Origin of the sequence: Streptomyces reniochalinae, from assembly GCF_003323735.1 — a bacterium.
Taxonomy (GTDB): Bacteria; Actinomycetota; Actinomycetes; order Streptomycetales; family Streptomycetaceae; genus Streptomyces; species Streptomyces reniochalinae.
The window spans coordinates 145,314-168,619 of record NZ_QOIM01000057.1 but is presented as its reverse complement, the minus strand read 5'-3'; the positions used below and the strand labels follow the sequence as shown (position 1 = coordinate 168,619).

General features: G+C 71.7%; 16 protein-coding genes. 11 read left to right on the top strand and 5 right to left on the bottom strand.

Features of this window, described 5'->3' with window-relative positions; genetic code table 11:
- Window positions 1–196 precede the first annotated feature (196 nt).
- The gene (locus DQ392_RS33435) at window positions 197–469 is read right to left on the bottom strand and encodes an antitoxin (RefSeq protein WP_114019449.1); all 273 of its coding nucleotides are present in this window, start codon (window positions 467–469) and stop codon (window positions 197–199) included.
- A gap of 45 nt (window positions 470–514) precedes the next feature.
- Window positions 515–763: a hypothetical protein gene (locus DQ392_RS33430; RefSeq protein ID WP_114019448.1), complete on the bottom strand. Its 249-nt coding sequence runs from the start codon at window positions 761–763 to the stop codon at window positions 515–517.
- Between the two features lie 374 nt (window positions 764–1,137).
- On the opposite strand from DQ392_RS33430, the gene miaA reads away from it, so the two are divergent.
- The 6 genes from miaA to hflX all read left to right on the top strand — a co-directional run bounded on the left by miaA (window position 1,138) and on the right by hflX (window position 10,276).
- Window positions 1,138–2,109, top strand: coding sequence for a tRNA (adenosine(37)-N6)-dimethylallyltransferase MiaA (gene miaA, locus DQ392_RS33425; protein WP_114019447.1), 972 nt, complete (start codon window positions 1,138–1,140; stop codon window positions 2,107–2,109).
- Between the two features lie 339 nt (window positions 2,110–2,448).
- Entirely contained in the window at window positions 2,449–2,883 is a 435-nt protein-coding gene (locus DQ392_RS33420) for a hypothetical protein (protein ID WP_342774989.1), read from the top strand.
- Between the two features lie 222 nt (window positions 2,884–3,105).
- Window positions 3,106–3,990 carry a diaminopimelate epimerase gene (dapF, locus tag DQ392_RS33415; RefSeq protein ID WP_114019445.1) on the top strand — a complete coding sequence of 295 codons (885 nt, stop codon included), beginning with the start codon at window positions 3,106–3,108 and terminating at the stop codon, window positions 3,988–3,990.
- Between the two features lie 163 nt (window positions 3,991–4,153).
- Window positions 4,154–6,829: a RelA/SpoT family protein gene (locus tag DQ392_RS35660; RefSeq protein ID WP_245982297.1), complete on the top strand. Its 2,676-nt coding sequence runs from the start codon at window positions 4,154–4,156 to the stop codon at window positions 6,827–6,829.
- A 151-nt stretch (window positions 6,830–6,980) separates the two neighbouring features.
- Window positions 6,981–8,579, top strand: coding sequence for a M1 family metallopeptidase (locus tag DQ392_RS33400; protein WP_114019444.1), 1,599 nt, complete (start codon window positions 6,981–6,983; stop codon window positions 8,577–8,579).
- A 197-nt stretch (window positions 8,580–8,776) separates the two neighbouring features.
- Entirely contained in the window at window positions 8,777–10,276 is a 1,500-nt protein-coding gene (gene hflX, locus DQ392_RS33395) for a GTPase HflX (RefSeq protein ID WP_114019443.1), read from the top strand.
- A 143-nt stretch (window positions 10,277–10,419) separates the two neighbouring features.
- On the opposite strand, the gene DQ392_RS33390 is transcribed toward hflX, so the two are convergent.
- Complete coding sequence (locus tag DQ392_RS33390) at window positions 10,420–11,631, bottom strand: trypsin-like serine peptidase (protein WP_114019492.1); 1,212 nt, start codon at window positions 11,629–11,631, stop codon at window positions 10,420–10,422.
- A 147-nt stretch (window positions 11,632–11,778) separates the two neighbouring features.
- Window positions 11,779–13,002, bottom strand: coding sequence for a trypsin-like serine peptidase (locus DQ392_RS33385; protein WP_114019442.1), 1,224 nt, complete (start codon window positions 13,000–13,002; stop codon window positions 11,779–11,781).
- 289 nt (window positions 13,003–13,291) lie between these two features.
- Between DQ392_RS33385 and DQ392_RS33380 the strand changes: the two genes are divergently transcribed.
- The 4 genes from DQ392_RS33380 (at window position 13,292) to DQ392_RS33365 (ending at window position 20,817) form a co-directional block, all read left to right on the top strand.
- Window positions 13,292–15,520, top strand: coding sequence for an IucA/IucC family protein (locus tag DQ392_RS33380; RefSeq protein WP_245982291.1), 2,229 nt, complete (start codon window positions 13,292–13,294; stop codon window positions 15,518–15,520).
- A gap of 40 nt (window positions 15,521–15,560) precedes the next feature.
- Window positions 15,561–16,550, top strand: coding sequence for a GNAT family N-acetyltransferase (locus tag DQ392_RS33375; protein WP_114019441.1), 990 nt, complete (start codon window positions 15,561–15,563; stop codon window positions 16,548–16,550).
- 249 nt (window positions 16,551–16,799) lie between these two features.
- On the top strand, window positions 16,800–18,602 hold the full coding sequence (locus DQ392_RS33370) for an IucA/IucC family protein (protein WP_425470690.1): 1,803 nt from the start codon (window positions 16,800–16,802) through the stop codon (window positions 18,600–18,602).
- A 232-nt stretch (window positions 18,603–18,834) separates the two neighbouring features.
- Complete coding sequence (locus tag DQ392_RS33365) at window positions 18,835–20,817, top strand: ATP-dependent DNA helicase (RefSeq protein WP_114019439.1); 1,983 nt, start codon at window positions 18,835–18,837, stop codon at window positions 20,815–20,817.
- A 180-nt stretch (window positions 20,818–20,997) separates the two neighbouring features.
- Here DQ392_RS33365 and lexA read toward each other — a convergent pair whose 3' ends face one another.
- Window positions 20,998–21,795, bottom strand: coding sequence for a transcriptional repressor LexA (gene lexA / locus DQ392_RS33360; protein WP_114019438.1), 798 nt, complete (start codon window positions 21,793–21,795; stop codon window positions 20,998–21,000).
- A gap of 735 nt (window positions 21,796–22,530) precedes the next feature.
- Between lexA and nrdR the strand changes: the two genes are divergently transcribed.
- On the top strand, window positions 22,531–23,154 hold the full coding sequence (gene nrdR / locus DQ392_RS33355; protein ID WP_114019437.1) for a transcriptional regulator NrdR: 624 nt from the start codon (window positions 22,531–22,533) through the stop codon (window positions 23,152–23,154).
- Window positions 23,155–23,306 lie beyond the last annotated feature (152 nt).

The following is a 23,306-nucleotide window of genomic DNA, read 5'->3' as shown; positions in this document are numbered from 1 at the left end:
CGACCTCTTCCGGGCCCTGCGCCTGCCCGTGGCGGCCGGAAGCGGATCGGAACCGGCCCACACACAGCGCGGCCGAGGGTGCGCTCCACACCCCGGCCGCGCCGCTGTCGTAGTGCTGCGGCAGCCCGTGCGGCCGCTGCGAGGCGCCGGAGCCCGGCCGGTGCCCGTTGGCACCCCGGGGCGCTGGAGGCGTGGCTCAGTGGCCTGTGCTGCTCCCGCCGCCCGTCGGACCGGAACCGCTCCCGCCGCCTGTCGGGCCACCTCCCGAGCCGCCCTGGTCTCCCTGGCCGCGGCCTTCGTCGGCCAGCCGCTGGGCGGCGTCCTTGGCCTTCTGGGTTCCGCTGCTGATCTGGCTGCTGTACTTGCCCTTGGTCCTGGAGTCGGCGGCCTTCGCCGCCTTGTCCAGCCCCTGCTGGACCTTGTCGCCATGCTGGCCCAGCATGCCCTTGACCTTGTCCATGAAGCCCATCGCGGTCACCTTCCTGCCATGCCGTGCGGGCGGGGGCCGCACGGTCTAATTGCGGGCGTTGTCCCCGGTCTCGCTGTCGGCGGCCTCGTCGGCTGACTGCTGCTTGGGGATGCCGACGGTCCCCTCGCTGTTCTCGACCCTAGCCGCCGACCTGCTCTCCCTGCCGTCCGCCGCCGGCTCGTCGCCGCTCGTCCCGGTGCTCTCGGGCGCCGGGGGAGCGGTATGGGCGGAGTTGCGCTCGGGCGGGCTCTCGCGGGAGGACCTTTCCCCCGAACTCTGCTCGCCTTCGGCCACCGCACCCGGTCCCGTCGGCCCGGTGTCGCCCGATCCGGTCCCGCCCGATCCGGTTCCGTCTGGTCCGGATCCGTCCCGCGCTCCGCGCTGAGCGAAGGTGTCTGCTCCGGCTTCCTCCGCGGGGGTGGCCTCGGAAGCGTCCTGTGTTGACTTGGTGGACGAACGACGGAGAATCTTCGCAAACACGCCCATATCTACTCCAGACCATACTCGTGTGGGCGAAATCCCGCGCCTCGCGGAGCGTCCCATTGCGTCGCCCCAGGGCACCGGTGCGGAAACCGGCTGTCGGAACCTCGCATCGGGCAACGACCCCGAAGATGCCGCGTCACGTCGCTCGTTCGAGAAGCCGCAACCAGGTTTGCGAGACTTGACGGGTGAACGTCCATGCCGCCACCCCGCCCACCTCGCCGGTTCCCCCGCAGGACGCGCCGCCCGTCGTCGCCGTCGTGGGGCCCACCGCGGCCGGCAAGTCCGACCTGGGCGTCTTCCTCGCCCAAGAGCTGGGCGGCGAGGTCGTCAACGCCGACTCGATGCAGCTGTACCGCGGGATGGACATCGGCACCGCGAAGCTGACCCTGCCGGAGCGGAAGGGCGTGCCGCACCACCTGCTCGACATCTGGGACGTCACCGAGGCGGCGAGCGTCGCGGAGTACCAGCGGATGGCCCGAGCCGAGATCGACAGGCTGCGCGCCCAGGGGCGGGTGCCCGTGCTGGTCGGCGGCTCGGGCCTGTACGTCCGCGGGGCACTCGACGCGATGGAGTTCCCCGGTACCGACCCCGGGGTGCGGGCCAGGCTGGAGGCGGAACTGGCCGAGCGGGGCTCCGGCGAGCTCCATGCCCGCCTGGCCGCGGCCGACCCTCAGGCGGCCCGGGCGATCCTGCCCGGCAACGGCCGCCGCATCGTCCGCGCCCTGGAGGTCATCGAGATCACCGGGCGACCGTTCACGGCGCATCTGCCGAGCCACGAGTCCGTCTACGAGACCGTGCAGATAGGCGTCGACGTCGCCAGGCCGGAGCTGGACGAGAGGATCGCCCGCCGCGTGGACCTGATGTGGGAGGCCGGGCTGGTCGACGAGGTGCGGGAGCTGGAGAAGCGGGGTTTGCGGGAGGGGCGCACGGCCCCTCGTGCCCTCGGATACCAACAGGTTCTCGCTGCCCTCGCGGGCGAGTGTTCCCTCGAAGAGGCGCGCGAGGTCACCATCCGCGCCACCAAGCGCTTCGCGCGCCGCCAGGATTCCTGGTTTCGCCGCGATCCACGGGTGAACTGGCTCAGTGGTGCGGCTGCCGACAGGCGGGAACTGCCGGGTGCGGCGCTGGCGTTGCTGACGCGCGCGGTTACAGCCTGATCACGTGATGGCATCGGGAAGCCCTGCGCAACCGTCCCGTTACCGCGGGCGTGCCATTATCGTCCATCGTTGGGATCCATAAAACCGGAGTTGGGAGGGCGTGTGGCAATGGAGGCCGGCCCTCGCGACAACTCCTCGGCGGCGGACACCGGGCCTTGTGCCGACCGCGAGTCCTTCGCTGACACCGAGCGGGGCGAGCGGGAACCGGAGGCCGGCCCCGAGCGGTCGCCCGGCCCCGACCGGCCGTCCGCCTCCGACCGGCCGTCCGCTCCCGGCGCACCGGCCGGCTCCGCTCCGGAGAGCGGTACCGACCCCGACCGTGACGCTGACGAGGACCGCATCGCCGTCCCGGAGCGCTCGGCCGTCCCGGACAGCGTCGCCGACCCGGCGCAGGAGGCGACGGGGGAGGACTCCATGGCCGCCGGCCCGCCGGTCGAGCCGCACGAGCTGCGGCCGCAGCGCAAGCTGCGCCTGTGGCAGCTCGCCCCCATCGTGATCCTCGGCGCTCTCGGCTCGCTGATGTTCGCCTTCCCGCTGGCTTTCGAGCCGGGCGGCAGCTCGGGCGCCGTGGTCTCCATGCTCGGGTTCCTGCTGTGCGGCTGCGCGGCGGGCTGGGGCGTGATGGCGGCCCGCAGGGTGGGGCACACCTGGCCGGGGCTCCCGGCGCGCGGCTCGGGCGGACGTCCCGACTGGCGGGTGGTCCTCTGCTACGCCGTGGTGCTGTGCACCCTCGTGGTGCTCGCCGTGTGGCGCATCGACCGTCTCCGCCACTGACCGGGCAGGGCCCGCGCGCCCTTGCGGGGCGTTACCGACCGGGCACGGACCCCGCGGACCCTTGGGGGCCGCCAACGGCTCCGGCACGGCCGCCACAGACCCGCCAGCGCCAGGTACGGCCGGCGACCCGATCCGGCCAGTCCGCCAGGTGACCTGACCTGCGGAAGCACGGCGGCTCGGCCCGTTCCGCGCTTCGGCCACGCCTCCCGTACGATCGGCGGTGTGACCAGCGCACCAGGTGTGCCGTTCCTCAAAGGCCACGGCACCGAGAACGACTTCGTGATCATTCCGGACCCGGACGGCGTGCTCGACCTGTCCCCGCGGGCGGTGGCACGGCTGTGCGACCGCAGGGCGGGCATCGGTGCCGACGGCGTGCTCCGCGTCGTCCGCGCGGCGGCGCATCCGGAGGCCAGGTCCATGGCCGGCGACGCCGAGTGGTTCATGGACTACCGCAACAGCGACGGCTCCGTCGCCGAGATGTGCGGCAACGGCGCCCGGGTCTTCGCCCGCTACCTGGAGCGCGCAGGGCTGGCCGAGCCCGGTGACGTCGCGCTCGCGACCCGCGCGGGTGTACGCCGGGCCCACATCGCCAAGAACGGCGGCGACGTCACCGTCGGCATGGGCAGCGCCGAGCTGCCCGAAGCCCGGGATGGGGCGGACGGCGAGATCACCGTGCATGCCGCCGGGCGCACCTGGCCGGTGCGCAAGGTCGGAATGGGCAACCCGCACGCCGTCGCCTTCGTGGCGGACCTGGCGGAGGCGGGGCGGCTGCTGGACGCCCCCGAGGTGTGGCCGGCGACCGCCTACCCCGACGGTGTCAATGTCGAGTTCGTCGTGGCCAGGGGCCCGCGGCACGTCGCGCTCCGGGTACACGAACGAGGCGCGGGCGAGACGCGCTCCTGCGGCACCGGCGCCTGTGCCGTGATGGTGGCCGCCGCCCGCAGAGACGGTTTCGACCCGCGCGAGGACGGCGCCCCTGTGACGTACACGGTCGAGGTGCCCGGCGGACGTCTGGAGATCACCGAGCGGGCCGACGGGGAGATCGAGATGACCGGCCCCGCCGTGATCGTCGCCGAGGGCCGGATCGACCCCGCCCTGCTGGCGTAAGGGTGGCCGCCGCGAGGCAGGGGCGGCGGTACGACGCCGACCGCGCGGCGTCGCACGATGGGGTGATACGGCTCACCCTGAGCCGGAGTCGGTCAGGGGCGCGTGGTGGGGTCGGTAGCATCACAGCCCCGGCCCGGGGGCGCGGCAGGAGCGGGAGGTGCCCATGAGCGCGGTGCGCGGTCTGCGGAAGCTGAGCAGAGTGGCACTGCTGGGCGCCGCGCCGAGGGACTCCCTGCCGGACGCCATCGAGCACGTCGCCAAGGTGCACAGGGCCCACCATCCGCGCGCCGATCTGCGTCCCCTGCGCAGGGCGTACGTACTGGCGGAGTCCTCCCACCGCGGGCAGATGCGCAAGAGCGGCGAGCCCTACATCACGCACCCTCTCGCGGTCACCCTTCTGCTCGCCCAGCTCGGTGCGGAGACCACCACCCTGACGGCGTCGCTGCTGCACGACACCGTCGAGGACACCGCGGTCACGCTCGACCAGGTGCGCAGCGAGTTCGGCGATCAGGTGTGCTACCTGGTGGACGGCGTCACCAAGCTGGAGAAGGTCGACTACGGCTCGGCCGCGGAGCCCGAGACGTTCCGCAAGATGCTGCTCGCCACGGGCAACGACGTACGCGTCATGTCGATCAAACTGGCCGACCGGCTGCACAACATGCGCACCCTCGGCGTCATGCGGCGCGAGAAACAGGTCCGCATCGCCAAGGTCACCAGCGACGTGCTCATTCCGCTCGCCGAACGGCTCGGCATCCAGGCCCTCAAGAGCGAGCTGGAGGATCTGGTCTTCGCGGTGCTGCGGCCGGAGGAGCATCGCAGCACCCGCGAGTTGATCCGCGAGCACAACACGCGCCCCGACCCGCTGACCGGACTCGCCGCCCAGGTGCGCCGGACGCTGCGGGACGCCGGGGTCGTCGCCCAGGTGCTCATCCGCCCCCGCCACACCGTCTCGGTCCACCGGCTGCGCCTCAAACGCGGCCAGCTCGGCGACTGCGACTTCGCGCGCCTGCTCGTCCTCGTGGACGAGGACGCCGACTGCTACGCCACCCTCGGCGAGCTGCACACCTGTTTCGCCCCGCTGGTGTCCGAGTTCAAGGACTTCATCGCCGTTCCCAAGTTCAACCTCTACCAGTCGCTGCACACCGCGATCGCCGACGAGGACGGCCGGGTCGCAGAGGTCCTGGTGCGTACCCGGCGCATGCACCAGGTGGCCGAGACCGGAGTCATCGCCCTGGGCGACCCCCACGCTGCCGCCACGGCGGAGGCGGCCCATGAGGGAGCCGCAGGGGCCGGTGCCGTGGGGACGGGTTCCGCGGCCGAAGGGGACGGTACGGGGGAGCGCGTCGACCCGACGCGGCCGGGCTGGCTCTCGCGCCTCCTGGAGTGGCAGAGCGACGCCCCCGACCCGAACACCTTCTGGCAGGAACTGCGCGACGAGCTGGCGCAGGATCTGGAGATCACCGTCTACTGCGCGGTCCCCGGCACAGAGGACTTCGGGTCCGGCCCGCTGCCGCTGCCCGCGGGCGCCACCTGTGTCGACGCGGCCTACGCCCGGCTCGGCCAGGACGGACACCGCTGCATCGGGGCGCGCGTCAACGGACGGCTGGCCGCCCTCACCACGGTGCTGCTGGACGGAGACGCGCTCCAGCTCTTCCTGGAGCCCAGCCAGGGCAGCCCGTCGGGGCCGTCTCCGCAGTGGCTCGACCACGTCAGGACGCCGTCTGCCCGGATCGCCATTCGGAAGTGGCTGGCGGCCCACGGCGAGGCGGCGCAGGCCGCCGCGGACGGGACGGCCGCCGAGCCCCGCGTCACCGCCGCCGACGACGTGACGCGTCCTTCCGGCTTCCGTACGGCCGGCAATTCCGGCTTCAGTACGGCCGGTAACTCCGACCGCCGTACGGCCGCCGACTCCAGCCTCCGCACGGAGGCTGACGGGGACGCGCAAGCGGCCCCGGACGCTGCCCCGGGGGCGAGCCAGGACGTGGACACGGCCGCGGGACCCGCCACGGACGCGGACACACCAGTGGGCGTGGGTACGGACTTGGATGCCGCTGTGCACGCGGGGGCGGTCGCGGAGCCGCCGCCGCACGCGGGCGCCACCGACGACGCCGGCATCGGCACCGCCCCCGCCCCGGGCTCCCACTCCGCCGCCGGCTCGGACCCGGAAGCCGCGGCGGACACGGCCCGCGCTGCCGCCCCTGAGGCGAAAGCGGCCTCCCGCACGGGTGTCGGCCCCGCGCCCACCGCGGCGGGGCGAAGCGCGGTCCCCGCCAAAGGCGCCGGGGAGGCCCGTCGTGACGCCACCGCGCAACACACCGTGCGGGGGGCGCGAGGGGAGCGGTCCGGCAGGCGCGCGGGGCACCGGGGCGAGCGGTACGCGGAGAACGTTCCGGTGGTGCCTGGACGTCCGGACACGCCGGTACGGCTGGCCCGCTGTTGCACTCCGGTGCCGACCGACGCGGTGACCGGATTCCCCGTGCGCGGCGGGGCCGTCACAGTCCACAGGGACAGCTGCCAGTCGGTGGCGCGGATGGCCTCGGACGGCCGTCTGCCCCTGCCGGTGCGCTGGGAGCAGGGCGCGGCCGGATGCCGTGTGACACTGCGGGCCGAGGCGTTCGGACGCCCCCGGCTGCTCGCCGACCTCACCGAGACCATCGCGGTGCACGGCGCGGCGGTCGTCGCGGCCGACGTCGAACCGCCGCGCGAACAGCGGGTGCGGCACACCTACACCCTCCAACTCCCCGACGCCGCCGGGCTGCCGGCGCTGATGCGCGCGATGCGCCGCGTGCCCGGGGTCTACGACGTCAGCCGTTCCGCCCGCAGGGCCGTCGTGAACTGACCCGCACAGGGACAGGGCAGGTGGACCGCCCGGCACGCCGTGGCCACCCGGTGCCGCCGTCCACGCTCGCCCGGACTCACTCGCGTCCCCTTTCGGGTGGACGCGGGCGAGGAAGATCATCACGGATGTCGGCCGCTGGTAGCGATGTCGCATGGCCAGTACAGCCCACACAGTTCGCGCCCGTGCCCGCGCTCTCCCACGCCGCTGCGCGGTGGCCGGTACGGTCACCGCCGCCGCACTCGCCCTCGTCGGTGCGACGCTGCCGGCGCCCCGGCCCGCGGGGATCGGCGACCACCTCTTCCCCCACCTGGGAAACCCCGGCTACGACGTACGTGCCTACGACATCTCCTTCGACTACAGCGGCGACAACAGCAAGCCGCTCACGGCGCGCACCCGTATCGACGCACAGGTGACCACCGGGAGCATGGAACGGTTCAATCTGGACTTCGCGGGCGGGAAAGTCAGCTCCGTCGAGGTGAACGGCCTGCCCGCCGAGTACGCACGCGCCGGCCAGGACCTGGTCATCACCCCCCGGACGCCGCCTCGACGTGGCTCCTGGCTGCACGTCGAGGTGAGGCACACCAGCGACCCGAAAACCAAGAACGGCGGCTGGGTCCGTACCAAGGACGGGCTGGCCATGGCCAACCAGGCCGACGCCGCGCACCGCGTCTTCCCTTCCAACGACCACCCCGCCGACAAGGCGATGTTCACCTTCCACGTGCGCGCCCCGAAGGAACTGACCGTCGTGGCGGGCGGGCTGCCCGCGGGACGGACGCGCGCGGGTGACCGAAACGAGGACACCGTCTGGACCTACCGGATGGGCCACCCCATGGCCACCGAGCTCGCCCAGGTGTCGATCGGCCGGTCCACCGTCGTGCACGAGACAGGCCCGCACGGGCTGCCGCTGCGTCACGTCGTGCCTGTCAAGCAGCGCAAGGCACTCGCCCCCTGGCTGAAGCGGACCTCCGACCAGATCGCCTGGATGGAGCGGAGAGCCGGCCGGTACCCGTTCGAGAACTACGGCGTACTGGCCGCCGAGGCGCAGACGGGGTTCGAGCTGGAGACCCAGACGCTCTCCCTGTTCGAGAGCGACCTGCTCGCCAACCCCGCGTACCCGTCCTGGTACAAGGAGTCCCTGATGGTGCACGAGCTGGCGCATCAGTGGTTCGGCGACAGCGTCAGCCCCCACAGGTGGACCGACCTGTGGCTGAACGAGGGACACGCCACCTGGTACGAGTGGGGCTACGCGGCCGAGCGGGGAGGCTTCACGGTCGAGGAACGGGCACGGGCCTCCTACGAGCTGTCGGACTCCTGGCGCAAGCGATACGGACCGCCCGCGGCCCTGCTGCCCGCCCAGGGAGACGGCAAGATCGAGCTGTTCAGTCCGATCGTCTACAACGGTTCGGCGGTCGTCCTCTACGCGCTCCGTGAGCGGATCGGAGAGGACGCCTTCGCCCGTCTGGAGCGTGAGTGGACGCACCGGTACCGCGACGGCAACGCCGATACGGGCGACTTCATCGCGCTGGCCGGCCAGGTCTCGGGCGAGGACCAGAGCGCGTTCTTGAAGAAGTGGCTGTACGGGAAGACCACCCCGCCCATGCCGGGCCACCCGGACTGGAAGCAGAAGTCTCCCGAGGAGCAGCGCACCTCTCTCGAGCAGCGGAAATCTCCCGAGAAGACACCGGGGAAGAGTCCGGTCCCCGTCGACAAGGGCGCCCGGGCGGCCGAGCGTCCCACTGGCCAGGGCTGAGGCCGCAGAGGGACACCGTCCGCCGGGGAGCGTCAAATACGGGTGACGCCGTCGCTGCGCCGTGCGACCATCTGGTGACCGCACGGCGCGGCGGCACGGCACGGCCACGGCACAAGAGCGGGGCCGTCCGGGGAATCTTCCCCGGCGCCGGGGCGTTGTGACGGGTACGGAATCGTCTCTCGACCCTAAGGATCCACTTGACCCTCTCCTCTTCCCTTCCACAGAACGGCCAGCGCATCGCCAAGACGAACCGCCGAGCCGACGCCCTGATGGAAGAGGACGTCGCTCTGAGTCACACGCTCGACGAAAACCGTGACGGTGATCAGTTCGACCGCTCCGAGCGGGCGGCGCTGCGGCGAGTGGCCGGTCTCTCCACCGAGCTGGAGGACGTCACAGAGGTCGAGTACCGGCAGCTCCGCCTGGAGCGTGTGGTGCTGATCGGCGTCTGGACCTCCGGTACGGCGCAGGACGCGGACAACTCCCTGGCCGAGCTGGCAGCGCTGGCCGAAACCGCTGGCGCCCTCGTGCTGGACGGCGTGATCCAGCGGCGGGACAAGCCCGACGCGGCAACCTACATCGGTTCCGGCAAGGCCGAGGAACTGCGGGACATCGTCCTGGAGACCGGCGCCGACACGGTGGTGTGCGACGGCGAGCTGACCCCGGGCCAGCTCATCCACCTCGAAGACGTCGTCAAGGTCAAGGTCGTCGACCGGACGGCGCTGATTCTCGACATCTTCGCCCAGCACGCCAAGTCCCGTGAGGGCAAGGCACAGGTCGCACTGGCCCAGATGCAGTACATGCTTCCCAGGCTGCGCGGCTGGGGCCAGTCGCTCTCCCGGCAGATGGGTGGCGGTGGCTCGGGCTCGGCGGGCGGCGGTATGGCCACCCGCGGCCCGGGTGAGACGAAGATCGAGACGGACCGGCGCCGCATCCGCGAGAAGATGGCCAAGATGCGCCGGGAGATCGCGGACATGAAGACCGGCCGCGATGTGCAGCGGCAGGACCGCAGGCGCAACAAGGTTCCGTCGGTCGCCATCGCCGGCTACACCAACGCGGGCAAGTCCTCGCTGCTCAACAGGCTGACGGGTGCCGGTGTCCTGGTGGAGAACGCGCTGTTCGCCACCCTGGACCCGACCATCCGCAAGGCCGAGACCCCCAGCGGGCGGGCGTACACACTGGCTGACACGGTCGGCTTCGTACGTCACCTTCCGCACCACCTGGTGGAGGCCTTCCGCTCCACCATGGAGGAGGTCGGCGACTCCGACCTGATCCTGCACGTGGTGGACGGCTCGCATCCGGCGCCGGAGGAGCAGCTGGCGGCCGTGCGCGAGGTGGTCAGGGACGTGGGCGCGGCGGATGTGCCGGAGATCGTGGTGATCAACAAGGCCGACGCCGCCGATCCGCTCGTCCTGCAGCGGCTCCTGCGCACCGAGAAGCACGCTCTGGTCGTCTCGGCCCGCACCGGGCAGGGCGTCGACGAGCTGCGGGAGCTGATCGACGACGAGCTGCCGCGTCCCTCCGTCGAGCTGGAGGTGCTGCTGCCCTACACCGAGGGCAAGCTGGTCTCCCGCGTGCACAGCCAGGGCGAGGTCCTCTCCGAGGAGCACACCGAGCACGGCACGCTGCTCAAGGCCCGGGTGCACGAGGAGCTCGCAGCCGAGCTGCGCACCTTCCAGATGTCGACGGCCGGGCAGTGATCCGGCGGCAGCTCGCGGCTTCCGGCTCCTGACCCGCTCGCCACGGCGGGCGGGACGGACGGTGCGGAACTGACAAGCACATGAGGCTGCCCCCTCCCGCCGCGGGAGGGGGCAGCCTCATGTGTGCGTGTGCGGGGTGCCGCTCAGCCCTTCTGGCTTGCCGCGTCGAAGACGGCCTCGGCCGTCTTGCCCAGGCGTGGACCTGCGAGCCAGGTGGCCGGGTGCGGGCCGATGGAGTTGACCGAGATCAGCTCGGGTTTGCCCCCCGCCCCCTTGACCAGCCAGGCGCCGCCCGAGGAACCGCCCGTCATGGTGCAGCCGATGCGGTACAGCGCGGGCTCGGACGGGTCGATCGTCAGCGCGCCCGGCTTGTCCGTGCAGGAGTACATCTTCGCGCCGTCGAACGGCGGTGCGGCCGGGTAGCCGTAGTTGCTGACACCCCGGATGCGGGAGGGCGAGGGCGCGTCGAAGTTGGCCTTCACGGCGTTGCCGACGGTCTCCTCCAGCGACTTGCCGCTCTTGTTCACCGGCTGGACGCTCAGCACGGCGAAGTCCTGCTGGGAGCCGCCGCCACCGGACTTGGCGCCCTTCTGGATCCAGTAGTTGGTGGTCTGCGCCCACTTGACCCACCACTCGCCGTACGGCGCCACCTCCTGCGGCGGGGCGTTGTTGACCGACGGCATGTCCAGCCCCCGGTCGTTGAAGGCCGGAATGAAGGTGATGTTGCGCAGCCAGCCACCGCTGCGGCCCGAGTGGACGCAGTGGCCCGCGGTCGCCACGAGGTTGGACTTGCCCGGGTGGCGCGGGTCCTTCACGACCGTGCCGGAGCAGACCATCGGCCCCTCCGGGGTGTCCATGAAGATCTTGCCCGCGGGAGCGGCGTTACGGGTGTACGGAGTCTTGACGGCCTCCGCCTTGACCGGACGCGGCTCCGCGGTGTCGGCGGCACCGGACGTGCTCTCGATGTTCTCGGGGACCTTCTTCTCGTTGTCGTCGGCCTTCTTCATCCGGCCCAGGTCCCAGTGCCCCTTGAGGTAGGGGTTGATGAAGTCCTTGGCGCCACGCACCCACTGGTCCTTGTCCCAGTTCTTCCAGGCCCCGCCGCGCCACGAGTCGAGGTCCTTGAGCGAGGTGGGAAGGTCCTTCGGCAGCTTGTCGGGGATGCCGATCTTCTCCTTCCCGCCGCCGGAACCGTCCGCGTCCTGTGCCGAGTCGGAGGCGGCGGGCTTGGCGTCCGTCTTCTTGCCGGAGTCGTCGCCCGAGCCGCAGGCCGTGGCGGTCAGAGCCAGTGTCGCGGCGAGCGCCGCGGCGGCCAGGACCGGACGCCCGGTCCCTGTTCTGCGTATGCGTGACATGTTTTCGAGGTCCCCCTGAGAGTCGTGCGAGGAGTGCGCGAGGTGCGCGGAACCCGTCGAGTCCGCAGATCGCGTGGAGTCCGCGTACTCCGCGTCGGTTTTCCCACGGGTGTGGGCCGGTGCGGTGCACCGGCCCACACCCGTCCGTCAGCCTTCCTGGCTGATCGTGTCGAAGACGCCCTTGGCTTCCTTGCCGAGACGTGCGCCCGCCAGCCAGTCGGCGGTGATCGGGCCGATCGACGTCACCGACAGCAGCCGGGTGCCCGAGGAGTCCAGCCAGGGGCCACCGGACGAGCCGGCCGTCATGGTGCATCCGATGCGGTACATCGTCGGCTGTGCCGGGTCGATGGTGAGGCGGCTGGGCTTGTCGGCACAGCGGTACATCTTCGCGCCGTCGAACGGAGGGGCCGCCGGGTAGCCCACGGCCGTCAGGCTCTTGAGGGACTTCACGCGCGGCGTGCTGAAGGACGGCTTGAGCGCGCCGCCCGCCTTCTCCTCGAGCGAGGTGCTGTCCGTCTTGTCCTCAGGCTGGACCTGTAGCACCGCGAAGTCCTGCTGGGCGCCCTTGCCGCCGCGCTCCGCACCGGTCTTGATCCAGTGGTCGGTCGTGCGGGCGCGCTTGGCCCACCAGATGCCCTTGGGTGCGACGTCGCTCTTGGAGGCGCTCGAGAGCTGCTCGTTCGCGAGGCCGCCCGGGTTGTAGTCCGGCACGAAGACGACGTTGCGGTACCAGCCCTTGCCCGCGCCGCCGTGGACGCAGTGGCCCGCGGTCGCCACGAGATTGGACTTGCCCGGGTTCTGCGGGTCCGCGACGACAGCGCCCGAGCACACCATCGCACCCTTGGGGGTGTCCATGAAGACCTTGCCGACGGGCAGGTCGTCCCGCGTGTAGGGCGTCTTGACCGCGGCCGCCTTGACGGGGTCCGGCGTCGGGTCGGTGACGCCCTCGTCCTCGCCGGTGCCGTCCTTGCCGCCGCTCTTACCGTCGTCGATGTCGGAGTCGTCGACCTTGCGGTCGTTTCCGTCCGCGTCCTTCATGCGGTCCGGGTCCCACAGGTCGTCGATGACCGGGTTGAAGAAGTCCTGGGCCTCCTTCAGCCAGCGGTCCCTGTCCCAGTTCTTCCAGGCACCGTTCTTCCACTTCTTCAGGTCGTCCAGGGACGTCGGCAGGTCCTTGGGAAGGTCGTCCGGGAGCCCGAGGTCCTCCTTGAGGTCCTTGCTGGGCTTCTTCTCGGAGGCGGTGGCACTCGGCTTGGCGTCCGCCTTGTCCTCCTCCGGGCCGCAAGCCGTCGCGGTGACCGCCAGCACAGCGGCGACCGCTGCCGCGGCCAGCGCCGGGCGGCGCCGTGCGGGCCTGGCTATCGATGGCATGGCTGAAACTCCCCCTGAAGTGGATCGTCGTGCCTGTTGACTTGTCATGAACCTAGCCGGGTGGGGCGCCCCCACTATGCCCGGTGCTGTTCGGGACGGGCACACCAGGGTGCGCGGTTCCCCGGCGCGTGTTTCGTCCCGACCCGCCCGGCGCTGCTTCACCTCGCGCGCCCATGCGGAAAGAGATCTTCAACCCGCCCGTGATCGGGCGCCGTTCGCTTCGTTGTCCCGTAGGGGGACAGTGGCTCGCTGCCCAGCGCGCCCAGTCGACACCAGCTGAGGAGATCCCGTGAACGCGCGCTCCGGAGCCGACGGCCCGCAGGACGTGGCCGGTATGTGGCCGACCCGCCTGATCGAGCCCATGGTGCCCCCACAGGAGCGTCGCGTCGGCCACCACGAGGACCTGATCCACCGCAGCGACGCCCAACCCTCCGAACCCCTCACCTCGTGCGAACTCTCCGAGCCGCCCGGGCAACAACCGCCGACAGACCAGCCGGGTGTTCTCTCGCCCGGTCCTGTCACGCCCGCCGCTGCCGCTCCCGACCCCCTGCAACGCCGCGACCCGGGCGCAGCCGCCGACGCGGCTGCGGCGGAGAATCTGCTGCGCTGCTGGGTGCGTGAGACGGGCCTCGCCCGTCCCCGGAACGGTGTCCTGCGCGTCCCGCTGCCGGCCAGCGGCACCGCGCTCCTGGTGTCGGTACGCCACTGGTCGCCCGCGGGCTTGCACCGGTTCGACCCTCCGCGCCTCGCCGGCGCTCCCGAGGACGCCGCTCCCCTGGACGCCGTCTGCCTCGCCGCCCTTCTGGGACGAGAGGCGGCTCATGGGACGGGCGTCACGGGGGCCGGAGACCGGGAAGCGTCCTGCCGCACTGAAGCGCACGGGCGGAACGGAGCGCACGTCGCACAAGAGCACAAAAACGTCTCTGTCGAGTCGAACGTCCTCGGGCGACAGGGCCCCACCACAACGGACGGCACCCTTGCGCCGGGAAGCGTCCCCGAGCGCGGACGCGCCCCCGAGCCGGAGAGCACTTCCGCGAGGGGCGACGCACCCGTGCTGGAGGGAGCCGCCCTCGTCGGCCGGGTGGCCGACTCCGTCCAGCGCACCGCACGGTTCCTTGCCGACCGCAGGACCCATCCCGGACCGCCGCCCGGAACCGGACCGTTCCTCGACGGCGAACAGGCCCTCCTCTTCGGACACCCTCTGCACCCCACCCCCAAGAGCCGCGAAGGTCTGTCCGAGACCGAGGAGCGGATGTACTCACCCGAGTTGCGTGGCAGCTTCCCGCTGCACTGGATGGCTGTCCACCCCTCCGTGCTCTCCTGCGACTCCGCCTGGACGGACCGGGGCAAGCCCGTCCCCGCCCCTGACCTCGCGCGGCGTCTCGGGGGTGGGCGGGAGCTGGCCGAACGGCTCCCCGGCGACTGCGTTCCGCTGCCGCTGCACCCCTGGCAGGCCGGTGAGGTGCGGCGGGACGCCGCTGTCCGGGCGCTCCTGGACGCCGGCCTGCTGCACGACCTCGGACAGAGCGGCGGACACTGGCATCCCACCTCCTCCGTGCGTACCGTCTTCCGGCAGGACAGCCCGGCGATGCTCAAGCTGTCGCTCGGGGTGCGCATCACCAACTCGCGCCGCGACAACCTGCGCAAGGAGCTGCTGCGCGGAATCGAGGTGCACCGGCTTCTCCGCGGTGGCATCGGAGCGGCCTGGCGCGCGGCCCACCCCGGCTTCGACGTCGTGCGGGACCCCGCCTGGCTCGGGGTGGACGTTCCTGGTGAGGGACGGCTGCACGGTTTCGACACCGTCATCCGGCACAACCCCTTCGGAGCGGGCGAGGACGCCGTCTGTCTGGCGGGACTGACCGCGCCCGTCCCCGGTCCTCGCGGAGTGCCGGGCCCGCCGCGGTCGCGGCTCGGCGCACTGGTGACCGCGCTCGCGCAGCGCACCGGCAGGTCTCCGGGCGCGGTGGCCACCGAGTGGTTCCTGCGCTATCTCGACGTCGTCGTACGACCCGTCCTCTGGCTCGACGCGCACGCGGGAATCGCCCTGGAGGCGCACCAGCAGAACACACTGGTCCTGCTGGACACGCACGGCTGGCCGCGAGGCGGACGTTACCGCGACAACCAGGGCTACTACTTCCGTGCGTCCCACCGCGACGCGCTCACCCGCCGCCTGCCGGGCGCGGAACTCGGGGTGGCCAGCGACACGTTCGTGGCCGACGACGTCACCGACGAACGCTTCGCCTACTACCTGGGCATCAACAACGTCTTCGGCCTCGTCGGAGCGTTCGGATCCCAGCAGCTGGCCGACGAGCGGTTGCTGTTCGCGGCCTTCCGCCGCTTCCTGGAGCACGCCGCACGGGAGGAGCCCGCCTCCGGGCTGCCGGCGCTGCTGCTGGAGACTCCGGTGCTGCGCTGCAAGGCCAACCTGCTCACCCGGCTGCACGGTCTCGACGAGCTGGTCGGCCCTGTCGACTCCCAGTCCGTGTACGTCGCCCTCGACAACCCACTCGTCCCGTGACCCCTTGGCCTGTGGCCCTCGCAGAAGAGGAGACGTTGCCATGCCGCACCCCCAGCCGGGCTCCGCACCTCTCGCCGGCACCCCCTGTGCCGGCGGTGACCCGGGCGCCGACACCGTCGGCGTGGCGGAGACCGGCTCTCCCAGCAGCGACGAGGACCCGGTCTCCCTGAGCGGCCCCGACGCCGAGGACACCCTCGACCTCGAACTCCCCCACGAGTGGCCCGAACTGATTGCCCAGCGCGCTGCCTACGACCGCGAGCTCGCGCTCGGCCGCGCGTACCCCCGCGACGGCGCACGTGCCGACGAGGGCGCGCATGTCCACGAGGGGGCGCACGTCCGCGCCCGCGCGCACGCAAGCGGCGGTGTGGACGCGCACGATGGCGTGGGCACGCACGACCCCGCTCAGATCGTGCCACGCGCCGCGACGGCGCGGCGCGGTACCGGTGCCCCGTCGGGGGACGACCTGCTCGATGCGCCCGCCCGTTGGCCCGCGGCCGGCACCGGGGCAGGACGGTTCCAGCTCGTTCCCGTCCGGCTCCCTCGCGATCTGCCCCTGATCTGTGCCTGGATGAACGATCCGGCTGTGGCGGCCTTCTGGGAGCTGGCAGGGCCCGAAGATGTCACCGAGGCGCACCTGCGCCCCCAGCTGGAGGGCGATGGCCGCAGCGTTCCCTGTCTGGGCGTCCTCGACGGCACCCCGATGAGCTACTGGGAGCTCTACCGCGCGGATCTCGATCCGCTCGCCCGTCACTGCCGCACTCGCCCCCACGACACGGGGCTGCATCTGCTCGTCGGGGGCGTGGCGCACCGGGGGAAGGGCCTGGGCACGGTGTTGCTGCGCACGGTGGCCGACCTCGTGCTGGCGCAGCGTCCCCGCTGCGCACGGGTGCTCGCCGAACCCGACGTGCGCAACGTGGCCTCCGTCGCGGCCTTCCTCGGTGCGGGCTTCCGCTACAGCGACGAGGTGCAGCTCCCCACCAAGCGCGCCGCTTTGATGGTGCGGGACCGCGCGCTGCGTCACGTGCTCTGAGGCGGCCGGCTCGGGAAGCCCCTTCCCGCTCACGGAGACGGCGCTGTGTGTCCTCCACAGAGCCCTTCCGCAGCCGCTGTCCGTCTTCTGGGAGCGGGGCTGGTCGCCCGAGTTCCTCACGGCGCCTCCCGCGTCCGTCAGCAGCCATCTGCGCGTGACCGGACCGCGTCCGCCCCGGCGTCTCCGCACCCCCCCGCGCTCGTCCGTTTCCGCTCTACTCGTCCTCGCTTCCCCCAAGGAGCAACTCCCGTGTCCCGAAAATCCGCTGTCCCCTCTTCCCCGGACGTGACCCCGCTAGCCGTCCCCGAGGGTCTCGACGCAGGCCCCGACCATTTCCGCCGTGCCTCCCGACGGCTCCTGGCCAAGATGCTCGCCGAGTTCTCCTACGAGGAGATCCTCCAGCCGCGACCCGTGACCGACGCCCCGCCCGGTTGCTATGCCCTCGCGGTGGACGACGACCTGACCGTCCGCTTCCGTGCCCGCCGGGGCGCCTACGGTCACTGGAGTGTCGACCCGGCCTCGCTGGACCCCGAGGTAGACCCCTTGGGGTTCGTCGCCCGCGCTCGCCAACTGCTCGGACTGACCGGCGAGACCACCAGCCACTACCTTCGCGAACTGACCGCCACGCTCACCGCCGACGCCGGGTTGCTGGCCTCCGAACTCTCCGTCCCGGAACTGGCCGACCTCGGCTACGCCGAGCTGGAAGGCCACATGACCGGACACCCCTGGCTGGTCGCCAACAAGGGACGGATCGGATTCTCCGCCCACGACACCGGCCGCTGGGCACCGGAGGCCCGCACCGCCCGGCCCCTCCCGTGGATCGCGGTGCACCGGAGCCTCGCCACGTACCGGGGCGTCCCCCGGCTGGCCGACGCGCACCGGCTGTACGCACGCGAGCTGAGCGGCGAGACGATCGCCGCCTTCCACCAGTGTCTGCGCTCCCGCGCTCTGGCACCGGAGGAGTACCTGTGCATGCCCGTCCACCCGTGGCAGTGGGACGAAACCCTCGCTCCGCTCTTCGCCCCGCAGCTGGCCGCGCAGCAGATCGTCCCGCTCCCCACCGACGGCGACCTGCGCCTGCCCCAGCAGTCGATCCGTACGTTCCTCAACACCAGCAGACCGGACCGGCACACCGTCAAACTGCCGCTCGCCATCCTCAACACACTGGTGTGGCGGGGCCTGCCCACCGAGCGCACGCTCGCCGCGCCGTCCGTCACCGGCTGGGTGCAGGGACTGTGCGAGCGCGACGCCTTCCTCGCCGACGAGTGCCGGGTCATCCTGCTGGGAGAGGTCGCCTCCGTGGCGGTCGCGCACCCGGTGTACGACGCGCTGGCCCAGGCGCCGTACCAGTACCGCGAACTGCTGGGCTGCATCTGGCGCGAGCCCCTCGTCCCCAGCCTCGCGCCGGGGGAGCGCGCCAGAACCCTGGCCTCCTTGATCCATGCCGACGCGCGCGGCCGCTCCCTCACCGCCGAGCTGGTCCGCCGCTCCGGTCTGGAGCCCCGGGTGTGGCTCACCCACCTGTTCGCCGCGCTGCTGCCGCCGCTGCTGCACTTCCTCTACCGCTACGGCACCGTCTTCTCGCCGCACGGAGAGAACGCGATCGTCGTCTTCGACGAACGGGACGTCCCCGTGCGACTGGCGATCAAGGATTTCGTCGACGACGTCAACGTGAGCGCCGAGCCGGTACCGGAGTTCGACTCCATGCCGCCGGAGGTCCGCGAGGTTCTGCTGAGCGAGCCGCCCACATTCCTCACCCAGTTCATCCACTCCGCGCTCTTCGTCGGCGTCTTCCGATACCTCGCTCCCTTGTGCGAAGCCCAACTCGGCGTACCCGAAGAGACGTTCTGGTCACTCGTCCGGGCGCAAATCGATCGCTATCAGGAGCGCTTTCCCAAGCTCAAGTCGCGCTTCGAAACCTTCGACCTGCTGACCCCGCGCATCGAACGGCTCTGCCTCAACCGCAACCGACTGCACACGGACGGCTACCGTGACCGCTCCGAACGACCGCACGCCGCGGTGTACGGAACGGTGCGCAACCCCCTGCACTGAGCGCGGGTGCCGCGGCGGCTCCTTCGCCGTGCCCGAGGGCGGTGTCGCGATCACAACCGAAGGTGGGATTCCGATGGCGTCCGAGCGCGCCACCACGGGCCGTGCCCCGACCGCCCCGGAGGGCGGACGGTGCCTTGACGCGTCCGGAGACGCCGAGGTGACCGCGGGGACACCGTGCGTGGGCCTCGGCGCCGAGCGGAGTGTCAGTGGTGCCGCGTAAGGTGTCGGGTCTATGAGCAAGCCCGCCGTCACCGAACTCCTCCAGGCCGCCGTCGACGCTGTGAAGGGCACCGAACGCCCAGGTCAGGCCGCTATGGCCGAGGCCGTCGCCGAGGCTGTCGACGCCGGCCGCCACCTCCTCGTGCAGGCGGGCACCGGCACCGGCAAGTCCCTCGGCTACCTGGTGCCCGCGCTCGCGCACGGAGAGCGCGTCGTGGTCGCCACCGCGACGCTCGCGCTCCAGCGCCAACTCGTCGAGCGTGATCTGCCGCGCACCGTCGAGGCGCTGCACCCGCAGCTGCGCCGCCGCCCCGAGTTCGCCATGCTCAAGGGCCGTTCGAACTACCTGTGCCTGCACCGCATGCACGAGGGGGTCCCGCAGGAAGAGGAGGACGGCCTCTTCGACCCGTTCGAGAGCGCGACCCCCACCTCCAAACTGGGCAAGGACCTGCTGCGGTTGCGCGACTGGTCGGACGAGACGGAGACGGGCGACCGGGACGACCTCAAGCCGGGCGTGTCCGACCGCGCGTGGGCTCAGGTGTCGGTGTCCTCCCGGGAGTGCCTGGGCGCGAGCAAGTGCGCCTACGGCGCCGAGTGCTTCGCGGAGGCGGCCCGCGAGCGCGCCAAGCTCGCCGAGGTGATCGTCACCAACCACGCGCTGCTGGCCATCGACGCCATCGAGGGCGCTCCCGTGCTCCCAGGCCACGAGGTGCTGATCGTCGACGAGGCGCACGAGCTGGTCTCCCGGGTCACCGGTGTGGCCACAGGCGAGCTCACTCCCGGCGCGGTCAACCGTGCGATGCGCCGTGTCGCCAAGCTGGTGGACGAGAAGGCGGCCGACCAGCTCCAGACGGCGGCCGAGACCTTCGAGCGGCTGATGGAGCTCGCGCTTCCCGGGCGGCTGGAGAAGGTTCCCGAGGACCTCCAGTACGCGCTCATGGCGCTGCGCGACGCAGGCCGTACGTGCCTGAGCGCTTTGGGCAACACGCGGGACAAGTCCGTTCAGGACGAGGACGCGGTCCGCAAGCAGGCCAAGGCCTCCGTCGAGAACGTCCACGATGTCGCCGAACGGATCCTGGACGGTTCGGAGTTCGACGTCATCTGGTACGAGCGGCATGAGCGCTTCGGGGCCTCCCTCCGGGTGGCGCCGCTGTCGGTGTCCGGGCTGCTGCGCGAGAAGCTGTTCGCCGACCGGTCCGTCATCCTCACCTCCGCCACGCTCAAGCTGGGTGGGGACTTCGACGGCGTCGGTGCCTCCCTCGGCCTGGCCCCTGAGGGGCTCGGGGACGAGGAGGGCGACGCGGCCGCCGAGACACCCCCGTGGAAGGGCTTGGACGTCGGCTCCCCCTTCGACTACCGCAGGCAGGGCATCCTCTACGTCGCCAAGCACCTGGCCAACCCCGGCCGCGAGCCCCAGCGCACCGACATGCTGGACGAGCTGACGGAGCTGGTGGAGGCGGCGGGCGGCCGCACCCTCGGCCTGTTCTCCTCCATGCGTGCAGCCAGATCAGCCGCCGAGGAGCTGCGCGGACGGCTGGGCCTGCCGATCCTGCTCCAGGGCGAGGAGACGCTGGGAGAGCTCATCCGGCGGTTCGCTGAGGACGCCGAGACCTGCCTGTTCGGCACCCTGTCACTGTGGCAGGGCGTCGACGTGCCCGGCCCGAACTGCCAGTTGGTGGTCATGGACCGGGTACCGTTCCCGCGCCCCGACGACCCGCTGATGAGCGCCCGCCAGAAGGCGGTCGAGGAGGCGGGCGGCAACGGCTTCATGGCGGTCGCCGCCACACACGCGGCGCTGCTCATGGCCCAGGGCTCGGGCCGGCTCGTCCGTGCGACGGGGGACCGGGGCGTCGTCGCGGTCCTCGACCCGCGCCTGGAGCGGGCCCGCTACGGGGGTTTCCTGCGCGCCTCCATGCCCGACTTCTGGTACACGACGGACCGCAACCAGGTCCGCCGCTCCCTGGCCGCCATCGACGAGGCGGCGAAGCGCGGGTGACCGTCGCCGGCTCCGACAGCGTCGGGGCCGACGACGGCGGGCCGCCGGCCCCTCGCGCGGAGAAGGCTGGCGGCCCGTAGCCTGCGGCCGGTGTGCGTGCGGCCCGAGGGCCGTTCAGTTGTCGTGATGCCGCTGTTTCGATGCCGCCAGTGGGCCCGGAGGGTCCCGCGAGCCGGGGGCTCAGACCCTCCGGAGCACGGCCACGACCTTGCCGAGGATGGTCGCGTCGTCACCCGGGATGGGCTGGTACGAGGAGTTGTGCGGCAGCAGCCAGACGTGCCCGTCCTCGCGCTTGAAGCGTTTGACGGTCGCCTCCCCGTCCAGCATCGCCGCGACGATGTCGCCGTTCTCGGCGACCGGCTGGCGCCGGACGGTGACCCAGTCGCCGTCGCAGATGGCGGCCTCGATCATCGAGTCCCCGATGACCTTCAGGACGAACAGCTCGCCGTCGCCGACGAGTTGGCGTGGCAGCGGAAAGACGTCCTCGACCGACTCCTCCGCGAGAATGGGTCCGCCCGCGGCGATGCGCCCGACGAGCGGAACGTAGGAGGCCGACGGCTTGCCCGCGGTGTCCGTGGCGGCCTGTGCCGCGCTGGGCGTGTCCGAGCCGCGCACCTCGTAGGCCCGGGGCCGGTGCGGGTCGCGGCGCAGGAAGCCCTTGCGCTCAAGGGCCATCAACTGGTGCGCCACCGAGGAGGTGCTGGAGAGCCCGACTGCCTGGCCGATCTCTCGCATGGACGGCGGATAACCGCGCCGCTGGACCGAGTCACGGATCACCTCGATCACCCGGCGCTGCCGGTCGGTGAGTCCCGAACTGTCGGCTCGAATGCCTGGAGGTCGGCCGGGAAGCGAGCGCTTGGCAGGTTGTTCTTCCTGGCCCTCCGCGTTCGCGGACTCGTTCACCGGCTGCATTTCGTCCATTGCCTGAGCTGAGCGGTTCTGGGAGGTGATGGTGGCGCTGTCAGCGGTCGTGGTCACGTCGGCCCCTCTCGAGAAGTTCTCCCTAGCCGGACAACGGTAGTTGGTTTCGAAAGGTTGCGCCAAACACACGTTCGAGTGAAAATCCGCAGTTCTCCGGACTCCTTCGGCGCCGGGGGTGTATAAGTCGCGCGTCGCTCGTACCGCCGGGTTTCGCAGAGCCTTCCGGAATCCGTGCGCGCCCTTTTGTCCCGTCTTTCCGAGCCCACCGCACTTCCGTGCGAGACGGTGGCGCGTACAGCTGTGTGGGCGCCCCTTCCGGCGGTGCGGCGCCGATCACTGTGCTCCGCCACTGCCGGTTGCTCTCTGTAACTATTTACTGTTGATCTGACCGTCCGGAACGCCACCCGGGTGCTCCGTCGGGCCCCTACCCGGTCGACGCCGTCCTCCCGCACTCCGGCGCCGCGTGTCGCGCTCCGCCATCGTGCCGCCGAGGCGCCGCCGACGTGCCGCACAGTCTTGCAGGCGTGCCCCGGGACCTGCCCGCCGCCCCGCCTCGCGTAGGCTCGTGGCCCGCGCCGAGGGCGACACGCGTATGGGCCGCCTTCCGCTAGTGGCTACCAGATCTAGTGGTTTGATGAGCGCACGCCACCACAAGTTGTGGTCCCCGGGTGCTCACACCGGGAATCTTGGCCTATGCTGGTGGCCCGTCGAGGGGCCCCTGTGACGGGGGTGCCCAGGCGTGTTCTGTCATGCACGGTGAGGGCTCACCAGGGCCCTGGGAGGGTGGAAACGATGCGCTGTCCCTTCTGCCGGCATCCCGACAGTCGCGTGGTCGACAGCCGTACGGCCGACGACGGCGCGGCCATCAGGCGTCGTCGTCAGTGTCCTCACTGCTCGCGCCGCTTCACCACCGTGGAGAATGCATCACTCACGGTAATCAAGCGGAGCGGTGTCACCGAGCCGTTCAGCAGGGACAAGGTGATCGCCGGCGTCCGTAAGGCCTGCCAGGGGCGCCCCGTCACCGAGGACGCTCTCGCCCAGTTGGGGCAGAGGGTGGAGGAGGCCGTCCGGGCCACCGGAAGCGCGGAGCTGTCCACGCACGACGTCGGGCTGGCCATACTCGGCCCGCTGCAAGACCTCGACCTGGTCGCCTACCTGCGCTTCGCCTCCGTCTACAAGGCCTTCGAGTCGCTGGAGGACTTCGAGTCGGCCATAGCCGACCTGCGCGAGGCGCACCCCTCCGCTCCCGTCCCCGGGTCCCGGTCGAACGACGGGCACCCGGCCGGCGACGGTGAGCGGGCCGATGGGGCCGACGGGGTCGGTGGCGCCGGCGAAGTGACCGGTGACGAGTCCGGCGGGGACGGAGCCGGGGCCCGCGGGGCCGACGGCGCCCCCGCGTCAGCCGCCGCCGACTGAGCGGCCCCGGCACCGCCCGCGCGCGGGGCCGGCAAAGCCGGAGGCGAGACCGGCGACAGGCCGGGGGAACCCGGCACATCACAGAGACCTGGCCTGGGCACGCACCGTGTCCGGGTCACCAGACAGGCACAGTTCTCGGGGAAGAACCGGGG

What these genes read in the sequence shown, in the direction of transcription:
- DQ392_RS33435 (WP_114019449.1), bottom strand. Translation starts at nt 469, where the DNA reads ATGGGCTTCATGGACAAGGTCAAGGGCATGCTGGGCCAGCATGGCGAC.
- DQ392_RS35660 (WP_245982297.1), top strand. Translation starts at nt 4,154, where the DNA reads ATGAGCGCGGTGCGCGGTCTGCGGAAGCTGAGCAGAGTGGCACTGCTG.
- DQ392_RS33400 (WP_114019444.1), top strand. Translation starts at nt 6,981, where the DNA reads ATGGCCAGTACAGCCCACACAGTTCGCGCCCGTGCCCGCGCTCTCCCA.
- DQ392_RS33390 (WP_114019492.1), bottom strand. Translation starts at nt 11,631, where the DNA reads ATGTCACGCATACGCAGAACAGGGACCGGGCGTCCGGTCCTGGCCGCC.
- DQ392_RS33385 (WP_114019442.1), bottom strand. Translation starts at nt 13,002, where the DNA reads ATGCCATCGATAGCCAGGCCCGCACGGCGCCGCCCGGCGCTGGCCGCG.
- DQ392_RS33375 (WP_114019441.1), top strand. Translation starts at nt 15,561, where the DNA reads ATGCCGCACCCCCAGCCGGGCTCCGCACCTCTCGCCGGCACCCCCTGT.
- DQ392_RS33365 (WP_114019439.1), top strand. Translation starts at nt 18,835, where the DNA reads ATGAGCAAGCCCGCCGTCACCGAACTCCTCCAGGCCGCCGTCGACGCT.
- nrdR (WP_114019437.1), top strand. Translation starts at nt 22,531, where the DNA reads ATGCGCTGTCCCTTCTGCCGGCATCCCGACAGTCGCGTGGTCGACAGC.